The following is a 17,165-nucleotide window of genomic DNA, read 5'->3' as shown; positions in this document are numbered from 1 at the left end:
GAGTGAACATGCAGTTGAATCCATCTGAAATCAGCGAGCTGATCAAGAACAAGATCCAGAACCTGTCTTCGGGCTCGGAGTCGCGTACGCAAGGCACGGTAGTGTCGGTGACCGACGGTATCGTTCGCATTCACGGCCTGTCGGACGTGATGCAGGGCGAAATGCTGGAATTCCCGAACAACACCTTCGGCCTGGCACTGAACCTGGAGCGTGACTCCGTGGGTGCCGTGGTGATGGGCGAATACGAGCACATCACCGAAGGCGACGAAGTGAAGTGCACCGGTCGCATTCTGGAAGTACCGGTCGGTCCGGAGCTGGTCGGTCGCGTGGTGAACGCGCTGGGTCAGCCGATCGACGGCAAAGGCCCGATCAATGCCCGCGCTTCCAGCCCGATCGAAAAGATCGCCCCGGGCGTGATTGCCCGTCAATCGGTGTCGCAGCCGATGCAAAGCGGTATCAAGGCGATTGACGCCATGGTGCCGGTGGGTCGTGGCCAGCGTGAGCTGATCATTGGTGACCGTCAGACCGGCAAGACCGCTGTGGCTGTCGACGCCATCATCAACCAGAAGGGCACCGGCGTTATCTGCATCTACGTGGCCATCGGTCAGAAGGCTTCGTCGATCGCCAACGTGGTGCGCAAGCTCGAAGAGCACGGTGCGCTGGGCCACACCATCGTCGTGGCGGCGACCTCGTCCGAATCCCCGGCCATGCAGTTCATCGCACCGTATGCCGGTTGCTCGATGGGCGAATACTTCCGTGACCGTGGCGAAGACGCGCTGATCGTGTATGACGATCTGTCCAAGCAGGCTGTGGCTTACCGCCAGATCTCCCTGCTGCTGCGCCGTCCGCCGGGCCGTGAAGCCTATCCGGGTGACGTGTTCTACATCCACTCCCGTCTGCTGGAACGCGCATCCCGCGTGAACGCGGACTACGTGGAAAAGCTGACCAATGGTGAAGTGAAGGGCAAGACCGGTTCGCTGACCGCGCTGCCGATCATTGAAACCCAGGCGGGTGACGTGTCTGCCTTCGTGCCGACCAACGTGATCTCGATTACGGACGGTCAGATCTTCCTGGAAACCGACCTGTTCAACTCGGGTATCCGTCCGGCCATCAACGCCGGTATCTCGGTGTCCCGCGTGGGTGGTGCTGCTCAGACCAAGGCCATCAAGAAACTGTCCGGCGGTATCCGTACCGACCTGGCGCAGTATCGTGAACTGGCTGCGTTCGCGCAGTTCGCTTCCGATCTGGACGATGCTACCCGCAAGCAGCTGGAGCGTGGTCGCCGTGTGACCGAGCTGATGAAGCAAGGTCAGTACGCCCCGATGAAGGTGTCGGAAATGACCCTGACCCTGTTCGGCGTCAACAAGGGCTACTACGACGACGTGCCGGTGGAGAAGTGTCTGGCATTTGAAGCTGCGTTCCTGTCCTACGTGAAGGCCAACCACGCGCAGTTGCTGGCCGACATTGACAGCAGCAGCGAACTGTCGGGCGACAACGAGAAGGTATTGGCCTCGGCGCTGGCTGAGTTCAAGAAGAACTCGACCTACTAAGCGGTCGCACGAACAGGAGCTGTCATGGCTGGCGGAAAAGAGATTCGCAACAAGATCAAGAGCGTGCAAAACACGCAAAAGATCACGCGTGCGATGGAAATGGTTGCCGCATCCAAAATGCGCCGTGCGCAAGACCGGATGCGGGCTGCCCGCCCGTACGGTGAAAAGATCCGTGTTGTCGCCGGTAACCTGTCACAGGCCACCAAGGACTGGACCCACCCCTTCCTCATCGCACGCGCTGCCGTCAAGCGCGTCGGTGTGATCGTGGTGACCTCCGACAAGGGCCTGTGTGGCGGTTTGAACACCAACGTGCTGCGTCAGCTGTTGCAGCGCATGAAAGGCTGGCAGGCTGCCGGCGTCGAGGTCGATGTGTGCGCCATTGGCGGCAAGGGCTTCGGTTTCATGCAGCGTATGGGTGCTTCGGTCGTCTCGCATGTGACACACCTGGGTGACACGCCACACCTGGACCAAATGATCGGTCCGGTGAAGGTGATGCTGGATGCATTCACTGACGGCAAGATCGACGAACTGCACATTGTCTACACCCGCTTCATCAACACCATGCGGCAAGAGCCGGTGGTGGAGCAGCTGCTGCCGGTCAAGGCCGAGCAGTTGCAGGAAGGGTCTTCCCACGCTTGGGAATACCTGTATGAGCCGGATGCACAGACCGTGATCAGTGAATTGCTGACCCGTTACATCGAAGCATTGGTGTACCAGGCGGTGGCCGAGAACATGGCCTCCGAGCAAAGTGCGCGGATGGTGGCGATGAAAGCCGCATCCGACAACGCAGGCAATGTGATCGACGAGCTGAAGCTGGTCTACAACAAGACCCGCCAGGCTGCGATTACCAAGGAACTGTCGGAAATTGTCGCGGGGGCAGCAGCGGTCTGAGCCTGAAGGCGGACCGCTTCGCAAAGGTTTTAACTGGATTTGGGAACCAAAATGAGCAAAGGCAAAATTGTTCAGATCATTGGTGCCGTGGTCGACGTGGAATTCCCGCGCGACGGCATGCCCAAGGTATACGACGCACTGAAGATGACCGACCCGGAGCTGACGCTGGAAGTTCAGCAACAGCTGGGTGACGGCGTGGTGCGTTCGATTGCCATGGGTTCTACCGATGGTCTGCGTCGTGGGATGGAAGTGACCAACACCGCAGCCGGCATTTCCGTGCCGGTCGGCAAGGCCACGCTGGGCCGCATCATGGACGTGCTGGGCAACCCGGTGGATGAAGCCGGTGACATCGTCTCCACCGACAAGTGGGCGATTCACCGCAAGGCCCCGAAGTTTGACGAGCTGTCCTCCTCCACCGAACTGCTGGAAACCGGCATCAAGGTGATTGACTTGCTGTGTCCGTTCGCCAAGGGCGGTAAAGTGGGTCTGTTCGGTGGCGCCGGTGTGGGCAAGACCGTGAACATGATGGAACTCATCAACAACATCGCCAAGGCGCACAGCGGTCTGTCCGTGTTTGCCGGTGTGGGTGAGCGTACCCGTGAAGGGAACGACTTCTATCATGAAATGAAGGACTCCAACGTGCTCGACAAAGTGGCCATGGTGTACGGCCAGATGAACGAGCCGCCGGGAAACCGTCTGCGCGTGGCGCTGACCGGTCTGACCATGGCTGAGTACTTCCGTGACGAAGTGCGTGAAGACGGTGGCAAGGGCCGTGACGTGTTGTTCTTCGTGGACAACATCTACCGCTACACCCTGGCCGGTACCGAAGTGTCCGCCCTGCTGGGCCGGATGCCTTCCGCCGTGGGTTACCAGCCGACGCTGGCCGAAGAAATGGGCCGTCTGCAAGAGCGGATCACCTCCACCCGTACTGGCTCGATCACCTCGATCCAGGCCGTGTACGTGCCGGCGGATGACTTGACTGACCCGTCTCCGGCCACCACCTTCGCCCACTTGGACGCAACCGTGGTGCTGTCGCGTGATATCGCTGCGCTGGGTATCTACCCTGCAGTGGATCCGCTGGACTCCACTTCCCGTCAGCTGGATCCGCTGGTGGTGGGTGAAGAGCACTACACTGTGGCCCGTGGCGTGCAGCAAACCCTGCAGCGCTACAAGGAACTGCGCGACATTATCGCGATTCTGGGTATGGACGAACTGTCACCGGAAGACAAGCTGGTGGTGCAGCGCGCTCGTAAGATCCAGCGTTTCCTGTCGCAGCCGTTCCATGTGGCTGAAGTGTTTACCGGTAGCCCGGGCAAATACGTGCCGCTGAAGGAAACCATCTCCGGCTTCAAGGCCATTCTGAATGGTGAATACGACCACCTGCCCGAGCAGGCGTTCTACATGGTCGGCACCATTGACGAAGCGGTCGAGAAGGCGAAGAGCCTGCAATAAGCTGGGTGGACGATATGGCCATGACGATGCATGTAGATGTGGTAAGCGCTGAAGAGAGCATTTTCTCCGGTACTGCTGAATTTCTGGTGGCACCGGCAGAAAGGGGCGAGATTGGCGTTTATCCCCGCCATGCGCCGTTGTTGACGCGTCTGAAGCCGGGTCTGATCAAGATCAAGCTGCAGCATGCTGAAGACGAAAAGTTTGTGTTCGTCTCCGGCGGTCTGCTGGAAATCCAGCCCCATGTGGTGACCATCCTTGCGGATACGGCACTGCGCGGGGATGACCTCGACGAAGCCCGCGCGCTGGAAGCCAAGCGCCGGGCCGAAGAGGCTCTCTCCAGCAACAATGCGGCACTGGATCTGGCCAAGGCCCAGGTGGAACTCGCGCAGGCGGTAGCCGAACTGGCCGCCATCAACAAGCTGCGCAAGCGGTCGCACTAAGGCAGTAGAATCGGGAAAAAGGCAGCCTGCGGGCTGCCTTTTTTCTTGCCGTCACCGGTTTGTCATCTCCGGCTGGCGGTAGAATAGGCGCAGGACACAACAAGCAGGACAGACATGAGCATTACAGTCGTGATTCTGGCGGGCGGCAAAGGCACCCGCATGTACTCCAGTAAACCCAAGGTGTTGCACCCGATTGCTGGCAAGCCCATGCTCGCGCATGTGGTGGAACGCGCCCGTGCGGTGGCGGATGGCAAACTGGTGGTGGTGGTCGGACACGCTGCCGAGCACGTGCGCGCCGCCATGGGTGAATTGCCGGTCAGCTGGGTGGAGCAGGTGCCACAGCTGGGTACAGGGCATGCCATGCAATGTGCGGCGCATGAACTCCCCCAAGAGGGGCACTCCCTGGTGCTGTATGGCGATGTGCCGCTGCTGTCCGACGCCACGCTGCGTGCCATGCTGGCGCTGGCGCAGGGCGATGATCTGGTTTTGCTGACCCAGCACCTTACCGACCCGAGTGGTTATGGTCGTATTCGCCGCGATGCCAGCGGAGCCGTGCAGGCCATCGTGGAACAGAAGGATGCCAGTGAGGCCGAGCGGGCGATTACCGAAATCAATACCGGCATCTTGCTGCTGCCCAACGTGCACCTGCATCGCTGGCTGAAAGCGCTGCGCAACGACAATGCCCAGGGTGAGTACTACCTGACCGACTTGATCGGCTTTGCCGTGCGTGACCAGGTGGCGGTACGCACCCTGCACCCCGGCTGCGAGTGGGAAACGCTGGGGGTGAACAATCAGCTACAGCGTGCCGAGCTGGAGCGCCATTACCAGCAGCAGCAAGCGGTGCAGTTGATGACACAAGGTGTCACCCTACTGGACCCGGCGCGTATCGACGTGCGGGGTGAGCTGCAATGTGGCAAGGATGTGCAGATCGACGTGAACTGCCTGTTCATTGGCAAGGTGATACTGGGAGACAACGTCAGCATTGGTGCGCATTGCGTACTGCAGGACTGCGAGATTGCAGCCGGTAGCCAGATTGCGCCGTTTTCTCATCTCGACGGCGCGCAAGTCGGCGAGGGTGCGCGGATCGGCCCGTATGCCCGGCTGCGCCCCGGTGCCGTGCTGGCGGCTCAGGTCCACGTCGGCAATTTCGTCGAGATCAAGAAGTCAGAGGTGGGGGTCGGCAGCAAGGTCAACCACCTCACCTATATCGGCGACAGCAGCATCGGCAGTGGGGTGAATGTGGGCGCGGGTACCGTGACCTGCAACTACGATGGTGTCAACAAATCCCGCACGGTGATCGGTGATGGTGCCTTCATTGGCTCCGGCAGCATGCTAGTGGCGCCGCTGACCATTGGTGCGGGTGCCACCATTGGCGCCGGTTCTACCCTGAGCAAGGATGCCCCGGCGGAGCAACTCACCGTCGCCCGCGCCAAAGCGGTGACCATCCCCGGCTGGACCCGGCCACAGAAGAGGTCAGGCTAGGCGGCGCCAGCCTATCCGGCCTTGATTACGCCCGAACAGCCAAGCTGTTCGGGCGTTTTGCTTTATGTGCCCCCCTGCTTGCCAAAGCCGGGCAGTGCCTGCTATGATCACAAAACTTTCGAAACGAAACATAAAATGACTAAACGAAACACACAGCAGCGCCGACACGCGATTGCCGCCCTGGTACAGGAGCGGGGCGAAGTCAGTGTCGACGAGCTGACGCAACGCTTTGCCACCTCAGAGGTCACCATCCGCAAAGACCTTGCGCTGCTGGAAACCGGTGGTTTGCTGTTGCGCCGCTATGGTGGCGCGGTGTCGCTGCCCAGTGAGATGGTCAGCGATGCCGATGTGGAGCATGTTTCGAAACGAAAGCAGGCAATTGCCCGTGCCGCCGCTGAGCGCCTGCGCGACCACAACCGGGTGATCATCGACAGTGGCACCACCACCAGCGCCATGATCCCGCTGCTGGGTAACAAGCGTGGGCTGGTGGTGATGACCAACTCGCTGAACGTGGCCGGGCAGCTGCGCGAGCTGGAAAACGAACCCATCCTGCTGATGACCGGCGGCACCTGGGACCCGCACTCCGAGTCCTTCCAGGGGCAGATGGCCGAGCAGGCGCTGCGTTCCTACGATTTTGACCAGTTGTTCATCGGCGCCGATGGCATCGACCTTGAACGCGGTACCACGACCTTCAACGAGCTGGTTGGCCTGTCACGGGTGATGGCCGAAGTGGCGCGTGAGGTGATCGTGATGGTGGAGTCCGACAAGATCGGGCGCCGCATTCCTAATCTGGAGCTGCCGTGGCAGCGTATCCATACCCTGGTGACCGACGACGGCCTGAGCGCTGATGCCCGTCACCAGATCGAAACCAAGGGCGTGACGCTGATCTGCGCGCCCACCCCGCAAGACAGGAGAAAATGAATGTGTGGCATTGTTGGCGCCATTGCGCAGCGTAATATCGTCCCGATTCTGGTTGAAGGCCTGAAACGGCTGGAATACCGTGGCTATGATTCCGCCGGTATTGCCGTGCTGACCGGCAGCGAGATCCGTCGTGTGCGCCGGGTCGGCCGGGTGGCCGAGATGGAAAATGCGGCGGCAGACGAGGGGCTGCAAGGTCTGCTCGGCATTGGTCATACCCGCTGGGCCACCCACGGCGGCGTGACCGAGTTCAATGCCCACCCGCATATCTCCTTTGGCCAGATCGCTGTGGTGCATAACGGTATCATCGAAAACCATGAAGAACAGCGCCTGCGCCTGAAGGCACTGGGCTACACCTTCGAGTCACAAACCGATACCGAAGTCATCGCCCATCTGGTGCATTACTACTACCAGTCGGGCCGCAGCCTGTTCGACGCCGTCAAGCAGGCTACGCGTGAGCTGACCGGTGCCTACGCCATTGGCGTGATTGCACTGGACCGTCCAGACGAGCTGGTGTGCGCCCGCATGGGCTGCCCGCTGCTGGTGGGCCTGGGCGAGGGCGAAAACTTCATCGCCTCCGATGTGTCGGCCATCCTCTCCACCACGCGTCGGGTGATCTTTCTGGAGGAAGGTGACATCGGCCACCTCACGCGTGACGGCGTCAAGCTGATCGACAAGGACGACCAGCCGGTCACCCGCCCGGTACATGTGTCGGATGTGTCGCTGGCTTCGCTGGAGTTGGGACCATACAGCCACTTCATGCAGAAGGAAATTCACGAGCAGCCCAAGGCCCTGTCCGACACCATCGACACTGTGCTGGATCACGGCTTCAATGCCAGCCTGTTTGGCGATGCGGCCGCCAGCGTGCTGCCACAGCTGCAAGGCGTGAAGATCCTCGCCTGCGGTACCAGCTACTACGCCGGCTTGACCGCCAAGTATTGGATCGAAAGCATCGCCGGTGTGAGCTGCGATGTGGAGATCGCCAGCGAATACCGCTACCGCGCGGCCTATGCCGACCCACAGCACCTGGTGGTGACCATCTCGCAGTCCGGTGAAACGCTGGACACCATGGAAGCACTGAAATACGCCCGTGAGCTGGGCCATCGCCATGCGCTGTCGATTTGCAATGTGCGCGAGTCCGCCATTCCGCGTGCCAGCGATCTGGTGTTTTACACCCGCGCCGGTGCCGAAATCGGGGTAGCCTCCACCAAGGCATTCACCACCCAGCTGGTCGGCCTGTTTGCACTGGCGGTGACCCTGGGCAAGGTGCGCGGGCGCGTGGATGCGGCGGCAGAGGCACAGTACCTGGACGAACTGCGCCACCTGCCGGGCAGCGTACAGCATGCGTTGAATCTGGAGCCGCAGATCAAGCTGTGGGCCGAGCAATTCTCCGGCAAGCAGCATGCGCTGTTCCTGGGCCGTGGTGTGCACTACCCCATCGCACTGGAAGGCGCGCTCAAGCTGAAGGAAATCTCCTATATCCATGCCGAAGCCTACCCGGCCGGTGAGCTCAAGCATGGCCCGCTGGCACTGGTGGATGACAGCATGCCGGTGGTGGTGATTGCTCCGAACGACAGCCTGCTGGAAAAAGTGAAATCGAATATGCAGGAAGTGCGCGCCCGTGGCGGCGAGCTGTTTGTGTTTGCCGACCTCGACAGCCACTTCAGCGAATCCGATGGCGTACATGTGATCCGCACCCCGCGCCACGTTGGCACCCTGTCGCCGGTGGTGCACGCCATCCCGGTACAGATGCTCGCCTACCACGCCGCCCTGCAGCGTGGCACCGATGTCGACAAGCCGCGCAATCTGGCCAAGTCGGTCACGGTAGAGTAACGCTACAGATTCCCGCCGGTGATACACCGGCGGGCGCCGCCATCCTGTTGGCCACGCCATCACGTGAAGGGTGTCACCGTAGCGCGGTTTGAATGGCTCAGCCTTGGAGTACGTCGCATCATGTCGGAAGCCGCATACTGGTTGCTGTTCTTCTCTGCTGCCCTGGCGCTGGTGGTGTCACCGGGGCCGGACCTGCTCTATATCCTGTCCCGCTCGATTGCGGGTGGCACCCGCATCGGTCTGGCGGCGACGGCCGGGGTATGCAGCGGGGCGCTGGTGCATGTGACCGCGGCCGCACTGGGGCTCTCGGCCATCCTGGCCACCTCGGTGACCGCCTTCAATGTGGTGAAATATGTGGGGGCGGCTTACCTGATCTACCTGGGTATCAAGGCCTTGCGCTCGGCGGGGGCCGCCTTTCGGGTCGACGATCAGCCGCGCCAGCACACCACCCCATGGCAAGCCTTTCGTCAGGGGGTACTGATTGACGTGTTGAACCCCAAAGTCGCCGTGTTTTACATGGCCTTTCTGCCACAATTTGTTCGCCACGGCCACGGGACGACAGCACAGCAGCTGATGCTGCTCGGCGTGCTGGTGATTCTGGTTGCCATCGTGGTGGAGGCAGCCTTTGTGCTGGCCACCGCTCGTACCACCCGGTTTTTCCGTAACCACCCTCGCGCCTCGGTCTGGCTGGACCGGGTATTTGGTGGGGTACTGCTGGCCTTGGGGGTGCGGCTGGCTCTCAGTCAGCAGCGTTAAGAAGCGTGAGCGCAGCGGCTGCTGAGAATGAGGAAAGGATGGTGCATGAAGCGTTTACTGCTTGGTCTGCTGGCCATCACACCAGCGCTGGCAAGCGCAGCGGGCGCCCAGTCTTCCTGTGTGAGCAAACAGGACATGGTTTCGTCATTCAGGCAAGGCATTGTGCTCAATCAACAATTCAAGGCCAGCATTCATCAGGGTGGCGAGGCTTACAGGCGCTTGCGCCACGATACCGAGGCCTTTGAAGAAGCGGTGCTGGAAAGCTGCATGCGACGAGCGGTCAAGCGATTGACCCAGGATGCAGACCGGCAATTGCTGCATGAGCTGCTGAGTGTGGCAGTGTCCTTTCAGAATTCAGCCAGTGAAGCGTACTCCGAATCTGTAGCAGAATTGTTCATCCGCTCACCAGACTGGCTGGAGCGCGGGATATCAAGTTTTCCGCCTGCTGACCAGCGGGTGCTGCTGCAACGGTTGTCCGAAGGGTGGAAAACCATCCAGTCAAAACTGCCCCTCACGTTAATCAAGGCGCGTCAAACCAGATTGCAGCGGCTTTTGCGCGCGGTGAACGGCTGACCCTCCCCAGCGGCTATCCAGCTCTTACTTGCCGCTAGCCTATAGTGTATGGATAGGTCCTTCACCCCGCACCAGGAGCACACATGTCGTTATCTCGCCGCCAATTACTGCAGATGGCCCTGCTGCTCAGTCTGGGGAGCCGCATGGGCGGGGTGCACGCCGCCGGGCGGCCTCAGCGGGTACTGGTGCTGGGAGCGGGGATGGCGGGGCTGGCGGCAGCGCGAACGCTGGTGAGCCAGGGGCACGCGGTGACGCTGCTGGAGGCGCGGGAGCGCATCGGAGGCCGCATCTGGACCAGCACGGTGTGGCCGGACGTGCCGGTGGATATGGGGGCCTCGTGGATTCATGGTACGCAGGGGAATCCGCTGGTCTCGCTGGCGCGGCAGGCAGGGGCGCGAACACAAGCGACCCGCTATGCGAGCACCACCAGTTACACCCCCCGGCTAGGCAAATTCACCCCTGCGATAGAGAACGATCTGGAAGCGTGGCGCGAGGTGATCGAGCAAGCCCTGCACAATGTGAGCACGCAGGGGCCGGATGTGGCTGTGCGCACGGTTGTCGAGCGGGCGGTGGGGTGGGACAAACTGGATGAGGATGACCGGGCGTATATCAACTACCTGTTGAACGATCACTTCGAGCAGGAGTTTGCGGGTTCGGCAGAGGAATTGTCGGCGCGCCATTTTGACAGCGAGGGTTTTGACGGGGACGATGTACTGTTCCCTCAAGGCTACAGTCAGTTGACCGACTGGCTGGCACGTGGTCTCACAGTGCGGCTTGGGACGGTGGTGCAATCGGTCGAACAGGATGAGCGCGAGGTCCGGGTGCAGACCAGCCAAGGCCGATGGGTGGCCGATCACGTTATCGTGACCTTGCCGCTGGGGGTGCTGCAGTCCGGACAGGTACAGTTCAGCCCGCCGCTGCCCCAAGCCAAGCAGACGGCCATCCGTAGCCTGGGCATGGGGGTGCTCAACAAGTGCTACCTGCGCTTCCCCAAGGTGTTCTGGCCGAATACGGACTGGCTGACGGTGATGCCGGATGTGGCCCATCGCGGGCAGTGGCAAGAGTGGATCAACCTGCATCGCATCGCCCGGCAGCCGGTACTGCTGGGCTTCAACGCGGTCGAATTTGGCCGGGCCATTGAAGGCTGGTCGGACAGGGATGTGGTGCACAGTGCCATGCAAACCTTGCGCAGCGTGTTCGGCACGCAGATTCCAGAGCCTTCCCGCTGGCAGCTCACCCGCTGGGGGCAGGACCCCTATGCGCGTGGTGCCTACTCCTTCAACAAACTGGGGTCCACGCCGGAGATGCGCGATCAGCTCGCAGCCAGCAGTGGCCGCCTGCATTTTGCTGGCGAAGCCACCCACCGCGATTATTTTGCCACGGTACACGGGGCCTGGCTGTCTGGCGTACAAGCAGCACGCCGCCTGCAGGCGGCGGCATGATTGGGGTTGAAGCCGCGAGGCCTAGAATTTTTGCACTTCACGCCATGCGGTCAATTGGGTTTCCATGGTGTGCAGAATCATCTCATGATCATTCGGCCACTCCTGAATGGCCTTGAGCTTGATTTTCTCAAAGATGGCTGTCGGCACGTCGTCGGCGGTGTAATTGGCCAATCGCTGCGTGGCTTCCAGTTGTTTCTGGAAGGTATGGAGTTCCATTTCATAGTCATTTGGCCACTCGGATGCAGCGAGATCGAACAGTGGACTGATGGATGGATCCGTTGCCCACTGCGCGCGGTGGGTTTCCAGGGTCTGGAATGCTGCCACCTGCTTCTCGATAATATGCCGTTGCATCTCAAAGTCATCAGGCCACTCGCCTTGTGCGTAGGTCCGGATGCGATCTTTGACGTTGTCTGGGATGTCGGTCATGCGAGCTCCTGCAGCAAGTTGCGGTTAATGATGGTGGCGTCATCCTGACCTGCATGCGCCGGGTGCTCCAGTGTGCCTGTTTGGTGGCAAGTATGAACTGCCCTGGTGGGTAGGATGTCTTGAATTACACCATGCCGGGATGGCTCACCCCTCGTGTACCGGCATCCGGGCAGATTCGTCGAGCAAGAAGCGGCGAAAGGCCTGCAGTGCCGGACGTTCGGCCAGACTGGGTGGGTAGACCAGCCAGTAGCGGCCCTGGCTGGCGATGGTGGGGTTGAAGGGGCGGCGGAGCAGGCCGGTATCCAGCTCTTGCTGGATGAAAGCCAGGCGCCCCAGCGCCACACCCTGCCCGGCAATGGCCGCCATCAATAGCGCGTTGCTGTCGTCAATGGTCGGGCCGTGGCGCACGGACAGCTGGCCGCAGCCGGCGTGCTGTAGCCAGCGCTGCCAATCCTGATGGTTATCCTCATGCAGCAAGGTGGCCCAGGCCAGATCCGTGGGCTGACACAGCTGACGGCCTTCCATGCGATAGCCCGGTGCGCACACTGGCGTGAGCTGGGTGCCAAACAGTGGGTCGGCCATCAGCTCGGGCCAGTGCTCCCGTTGTCCCCAGCGGATGGCCAGATCTGCACCCTCACGCTTGAGATCCACGTGTTGCACGGTGTGGTGCAGCTTGAGCTCGATTTCCGGGTGCGCAGCCCAGAATGCAGGCAGGCGGCCCACCAGCCAGCGGCTGGAGAACAGCGGGGTCAGCGCAATGGTCAGGCCATGCTGCTGCCGGGCCTGCTGCTGTAGCTGGTCCATCACCTGCTCGATGGATTGAAACGCCTGGCTAAGGGTATGCAGCAGGGTTTCACCTGCCGGGGTCAGCTGCACCTTGCGCACCAGCCGCTCAAACAGCTTCAAGCCCAGATGGGTTTCCAGCTGGCGGATTTGATGGCTGACGGCGGCCTGGGTGACAAACAGGGCGTCTGCAGCGCGGGTGAAGGACAGCAGGCGAGCGGCCACCTCAAAGGTCTTCAGGGCTTTCAGGTAGTGCAGGTCTTTGCGCATGGCGTCCTCATCATGCATGAGCTCAATTTATTCATTGCATGAGAATTGCTCGATTGTCACTGCCCTGTCAAGCCAAGTGTAATAGCCGCAGTCCGTCGTGCATGCAGATGCTGGATGCAAAAGCCAGATTGATGCAGGCTGCGGCGGGGTGTGCAACCGGCAGCGTTCAGACTGCCCCCAGACTCAGGTCAGGAACCATGTCCAACAAACCCCGGGTATATCCCTATATCCCCAACTCGGTGCCAGAGGTCAAGGCCGCCATGCTGGCAGCGTGTAACGCGCGCTCGGTCGAGGATTTCTACGCCGAGATTCCGGCAGCGCTGCGCATGGTCCAGCCCATGCAGCTGCCGGAGCCCATGTTGTCTGAAGTGCGGCTGAAGCAGCATGTTGAGCGCATCATGGCACGCAATACTGCGGCCAATGAAGTGGTCAGCTTTCTGGGTGGTGGCTGTTACCAGACCCATGTGCCGTCAATCTGTGACGAGATCAATGGCCGCAGCGAGTTTTTGACCGCTTACGCCGGTGAGCCGTACGACGACCATGGCCGTTTCCAGGCCCTGTTTGAATACTGCTCGATGATGGGTGAGCTGCTGGATGCAGAAGTCGTCAGCGTACCGACCTTTGACGGCTTTCAGGCGGCGGCGACGGTTTGCCGCATGGCGGGGCGCTACACGGGCAAGCGCAAGGTGCTGCTGGCGGCCAGCGTCAACCCGGACAAGCTCAGCCATATTGTGACCTATGGCCGTGCAGACCTCGATTTCGAGTACGTGGCGTTCAATAGCGATACCGGTCAGGTGGACCTCGACGATCTGAGTGCCAGGCTGGACGATACGGTAGCCGGTTTTTACTTTGACACCCCCAATTACTTCGGGGTGATCGAGAATGGGCCTGCCATTAGCCAGCGGGTCAAAGCCAAGGGCGCGATGCTGCTGACCGGGGTCGATCCGTCCTCGCTCGGCGTGCTGACCCCGCCGATCCGCTTTGGTGCGGATCTGGTGTGCGGCGACATTCAGCCGCTGGGCATGCACATGAGTTATGGCGGCGGCCACGGCGGCTTCATCAGCAGCCGGGACGAAGAAGCGCTGGTGCTGCAGTACCCGTCCCGCCTGTTCGGCATTGCCCCAACCGAGGTGCCGGGCGAGTACGGTTTTGGCGATGTCGCCTACCACCGCACTTCGTTCGACAAGCGCGAGAACGGTAATGAATTCGTCGGTACCGCTGCCGCGCTGTGGGGCATCACCGCCGGGGTCTATCTGGCGATGATGGGGCCGCAAGGCATGCAGGAGCTGGGCGAAGGCATGATGAAACGCCTGTGCTACCTCGAGCAGCGGCTGGCCAGCCTGCCGGGGGTGCGTCTGGCTCATGGCAGCAGCGCCCATTACCGCGAGTGCGTGGTGAACTTCAGCCGCACCGGCAAGACCGTTGCCGAGATCAACCAGGCGCTGCGTGCACGCGGCATCTTTGGGGGCCACGATCTCTCGGAGACCTTCCCGTCACTGGGGCAATCGGCCCTGTACGCCGTCAGTGACCTGCACAGCCAGGCCGACCTCGATGCCCTGGTGGATGCACTGGCGCAGATTCTGCAAGGACAGACCGCATGAGCATGCAAGACATTTCCCGATTCCGTTTCACCGATGGCCAGCCCAATCTGCGTCGCTATCATCAGGCGCGCTGGGACGAGCCGGTGATTTTTGAACTGAGCCAGGCTGGTGAGCGTGGCGTGCTGGTCCCCGAGGTGGAAGCGGCGATCGAAGCGGCCGGTCACGATGTGCTGGCCACCCTGCCCGCGGGCATGCAGCGCAAGGATGCGCCTGCACTGCCCCAGTTGTCACAAAACCGGACGTTGCGCCACTACCTGCGGCTGTCGCAGGAAAACCTTGGGGCGGATTTCAATGTGGATGTAGGGCAGGGCACCTGCACCATGAAGTACAACCCGAAGATCAATGAGCAGCTGGCCCGTGCGCCTAAAATGAGCGAGCTGCATCCCTTGCAGCATGAAGACACGGTACAGGGCATCCTGCAGGTGATGTACGCGATGGAAGGCGTGCTGAAAGAAGTCTCCGGCATGGACGCCATCAACCTGCAGCCCCGCTCCGGTTCACATGCCATCTACGCCAATATGGCCATCATTCGCGCCTGGCATGAGTCGCGCGGTGAAGGTGCGCAGCGTGATGAAGTGATCACTACCATTTTCTCGCACCCGTCAGATGCCGCCTGCGCCAAGCTGATGGGCTACAAGGTGATCACCCTCTACCCGGACGAGAACGGCTACCCGGACCTCGAAGCCATGCGGGCCGCAGTGTCGCCGCGTACCGCCGCGCTGATCATCACCAATCCGGAAGACACCGGCATCTTCAACCCACGCATCCGCGAATGGGTGGATCTGGCACACAGTGTGGGTGCGCTCACCTGCTACGACCAGGCCAATGCCAACGGACTGATGGGGATTGCCCGCGCGCGTGAGGCCGGGTTTGATCTGTGTCACTTCAATCTGCACAAGACCTTTGCCACCCCGCACGCCTGCGGTGGTCCGGCGGTTGGTGCGATGTGTGTGACCGAAGCACTGGCCCCTTTCCTGCCCCGCCCACGGGTGGTGCAGGACGGACAGCGCTACCGGTTGGACATGGGCGATGACCGCTCCATCGGCAAGGTATCGGCCTTCCTGGGCACCGCCAGCATCGTATTGCGTGCCTACGCCTGGGTGATGAATCTGGGTGCCGATGGCCTGCGTGAAGTCTCGGAAATCGCGGTACTCAACAACAACTACATGATGGCCGAGCTGCTGAAGATTCGTGGCCTGACCGCACCGTATGCCGAAGGCCACCGCCGTATCGAGCAGGTGCGTTACAGCTGGGCAGGTCTGGCGGCAGACACCGGTATTCATTCGGACGAGATCGGTATCCGTGCGGCCGACTTTGGCACCCACTACTGGACCAGCCATCACCCCTATGTGGTACCAGAGCCCGCCACCATTGAACCGACCGAAGCCTACTCACGGGCGGATCTGGACGAGTTTGTCGGCATCATGCGGCATATCGCTGATGAAGCACGGCAAGACCCGGCCAAGGTCAAAGGTGCGCCCTACAACTGTCCGATCCACAAGGTGCAGGGTGACTACCTGGACGACCCGGCGCGCTGGGCCATTACCTGGCGGGCGTGGCAGCGCAAGCTGCGGGAGCACGGTGCGGCATGAGCGATCGTTGGCGGATTGGCCTCTTGGTCAATCCCTACGCCGGGCTGGGCGGGCCACTGGCGCTGAAAGGCAGTGACGGCTGCGCGGTGCAGGCCTTGCAGGCCGGGGCGGTGCCGCAGGCTGCCGCGCGGGCGACACAGGCCATACTCGCGCTGCAGCCGTGGTGGCCGCAGATCGACTGGCTGACCGGCAGTGGCCCGCTGGGTGAGGCAGTGCTGGCCGCGCTGGGCTTGCCAGCCCAGTGCTGCCACCATGCGCAGCCCGCCGGGGGGCTGCAAAGTCAGGCCGAGGACAGTCGGCAACTGGCGGCCCGGCTGGCTGCCCAGTCGCCCGACCTGCTGCTGTTCGCCGGCGGCGACGGTACCGCGCGCGACGTACTGAGCGGTGCAGGGGTACAGCAAGCCGTGCTGGGCATTCCCGCCGGGGTGAAGATGCAGTCGGCGGTGTTCGGTCATACCCCGCAGGCCAGCGGCCTGCTGGCCGCGCGCTTTCTGTCGGGCAGCAGACGAGTCACTGCACAGCAGGAGGTCATGGACCTGGACGAAGCCGCTTTGCGGCAAGGCCGGGTGCAGGCGGCGCTGTTTGGCTATATGGCAACGCCGGTGGACCCGCGCTACCTGCAAGCGGGCAAGTCGCGCGCGCCGGAGGGCGATCGGGTGCAGACCGAGGCCATCGCGGCGCGGGTACAGGAACAGCTGAGCCCAGGTGTGGCCCACCTGTTCGGGCCGGGCTCGACCACATATGCGGTCAAGCGCCTGCTGGGCGGCGGCAGCTTGCTGGGGGTGGATGTCTGGCAGGATGGTCACTGGCGGGTGGAAGATGCCACCGAAGCGCAACTGTGGCAGCACGTACAGCAGGGGCCGTGCCAGGCCTGGGTCAGCTGTATTGGCGGGCAGGGCCATGTGTTTGGCCGGGGCAACCAGCAGTTTTCACCACGGATATTGCAGCGGCTGGGGCCAGCGGCGGTGACGGTACTGGCCACGCCGGGCAAGCTGCAGTCGCTGGGCGGGCGACCCCTGCTGATCGACAGTGGCGACCCGTTGCTGGACGCCGCCTTTGCCGGCATGGCGCGGGTGTGGACCGGCTACCGTGATGAAGTACGTTACCGCTTGCGCGGCGAGCCGCCGCCAGCGGATGATGCAGCACAATAACAGGC

Annotated in this window: 15 protein-coding genes; 13 read left to right on the top strand and 2 right to left on the bottom strand. The window is 61.8% G+C overall.

Translation table 11 applies throughout. From position 1 onward, the window contains the following. The first annotated feature begins 8 nt into the window (after positions 1-8). The 10 genes from atpA (at position 9) to ACE3O2_RS15080 (ending at position 11,337) form a co-directional block, all read left to right on the top strand. On the top strand, positions 9-1,550 hold the full coding sequence (gene atpA / locus ACE3O2_RS15125; RefSeq protein WP_168878320.1) for a F0F1 ATP synthase subunit alpha: 1,542 nt from the start codon (positions 9-11) through the stop codon (positions 1,548-1,550). A 24-nt stretch (positions 1,551-1,574) separates the two neighbouring features. After that, positions 1,575-2,441, top strand: coding sequence for a F0F1 ATP synthase subunit gamma (gene atpG, locus ACE3O2_RS15120; protein ID WP_168878321.1), 867 nt, complete (start codon positions 1,575-1,577; stop codon positions 2,439-2,441). A gap of 51 nt (positions 2,442-2,492) precedes the next feature. Continuing rightward, on the top strand, positions 2,493-3,893 hold the full coding sequence (atpD, locus tag ACE3O2_RS15115; RefSeq protein WP_168878322.1) for a F0F1 ATP synthase subunit beta: 1,401 nt from the start codon (positions 2,493-2,495) through the stop codon (positions 3,891-3,893). A 14-nt stretch (positions 3,894-3,907) separates the two neighbouring features. After that, positions 3,908-4,333, top strand: coding sequence for a F0F1 ATP synthase subunit epsilon (locus ACE3O2_RS15110; protein ID WP_168878323.1), 426 nt, complete (start codon positions 3,908-3,910; stop codon positions 4,331-4,333). A 114-nt stretch (positions 4,334-4,447) separates the two neighbouring features. Next, complete coding sequence (glmU, locus tag ACE3O2_RS15105) at positions 4,448-5,815, top strand: bifunctional UDP-N-acetylglucosamine diphosphorylase/glucosamine-1-phosphate N-acetyltransferase GlmU (RefSeq protein WP_374338881.1); 1,368 nt, start codon at positions 4,448-4,450, stop codon at positions 5,813-5,815. Positions 5,816-5,950: 135 nt separating this feature from the next. Then, a complete protein-coding gene (locus ACE3O2_RS15100) occupies positions 5,951-6,736 on the top strand; it encodes a DeoR/GlpR family DNA-binding transcription regulator (protein ID WP_374338879.1) in 786 nt (261 codons plus the stop codon). Further along, complete coding sequence (glmS, locus tag ACE3O2_RS15095) at positions 6,737-8,566, top strand: glutamine--fructose-6-phosphate transaminase (isomerizing) (RefSeq protein ID WP_374338877.1); 1,830 nt, start codon at positions 6,737-6,739, stop codon at positions 8,564-8,566. A 120-nt stretch (positions 8,567-8,686) separates the two neighbouring features. Then, the gene (locus tag ACE3O2_RS15090) at positions 8,687-9,322 is read left to right on the top strand and encodes a LysE family translocator (RefSeq protein ID WP_374338874.1); all 636 of its coding nucleotides are present in this window, start codon (positions 8,687-8,689) and stop codon (positions 9,320-9,322) included. A 45-nt stretch (positions 9,323-9,367) separates the two neighbouring features. Next, positions 9,368-9,895 (top strand): hypothetical protein, encoded by a 528-nt coding sequence (locus ACE3O2_RS15085; protein WP_374338872.1) that lies wholly within the window; start codon positions 9,368-9,370, stop codon positions 9,893-9,895. An 83-nt stretch (positions 9,896-9,978) separates the two neighbouring features. After that, positions 9,979-11,337: a flavin monoamine oxidase family protein gene (locus ACE3O2_RS15080; protein WP_374338870.1), complete on the top strand. Its 1,359-nt coding sequence runs from the start codon at positions 9,979-9,981 to the stop codon at positions 11,335-11,337. Between the two features lie 21 nt (positions 11,338-11,358). On the opposite strand, the gene ACE3O2_RS15075 is transcribed toward ACE3O2_RS15080, so the two are convergent. After that, positions 11,359-11,763 (bottom strand): hypothetical protein, encoded by a 405-nt coding sequence (locus tag ACE3O2_RS15075; RefSeq protein WP_374338867.1) that lies wholly within the window; start codon positions 11,761-11,763, stop codon positions 11,359-11,361. Positions 11,764-11,907: 144 nt separating this feature from the next. Continuing rightward, on the bottom strand, positions 11,908-12,816 hold the full coding sequence (gene gcvA, locus ACE3O2_RS15070) for a transcriptional regulator GcvA (RefSeq protein WP_168878331.1): 909 nt from the start codon (positions 12,814-12,816) through the stop codon (positions 11,908-11,910). Between the two features lie 197 nt (positions 12,817-13,013). On the opposite strand from gcvA, the gene gcvPA reads away from it, so the two are divergent. From gcvPA to ACE3O2_RS15055, 3 genes are read left to right on the top strand one after another with little or no spacing between them, the layout of a single operon-like run. Next, the gene (gene gcvPA / locus ACE3O2_RS15065; protein WP_374338865.1) at positions 13,014-14,417 is read left to right on the top strand and encodes an aminomethyl-transferring glycine dehydrogenase subunit GcvPA; all 1,404 of its coding nucleotides are present in this window, start codon (positions 13,014-13,016) and stop codon (positions 14,415-14,417) included. Continuing rightward, positions 14,414-16,009 (top strand): aminomethyl-transferring glycine dehydrogenase subunit GcvPB, encoded by a 1,596-nt coding sequence (gene gcvPB, locus ACE3O2_RS15060; protein WP_374338863.1) that lies wholly within the window; start codon positions 14,414-14,416, stop codon positions 16,007-16,009. Before gcvPA ends, gcvPB begins: the two co-directional genes overlap by 4 nt. After that, positions 16,006-17,160 (top strand): ATP-NAD kinase family protein, encoded by a 1,155-nt coding sequence (locus ACE3O2_RS15055; RefSeq protein ID WP_374338861.1) that lies wholly within the window; start codon positions 16,006-16,008, stop codon positions 17,158-17,160. The genes gcvPB and ACE3O2_RS15055 overlap by 4 nt, the downstream gene beginning before the upstream one ends. Positions 17,161-17,165 lie beyond the last annotated feature (5 nt).

The organism is Leeia sp. (genome assembly GCF_041909055.1).
Classification (GTDB): domain Bacteria; phylum Pseudomonadota; class Gammaproteobacteria; order Burkholderiales; family Leeiaceae; genus Leeia; species Leeia aquatica.
The sequence above is the reverse complement of the archived record's forward strand: the minus strand, read 5'-3'. Positions and strand labels throughout refer to the sequence as shown.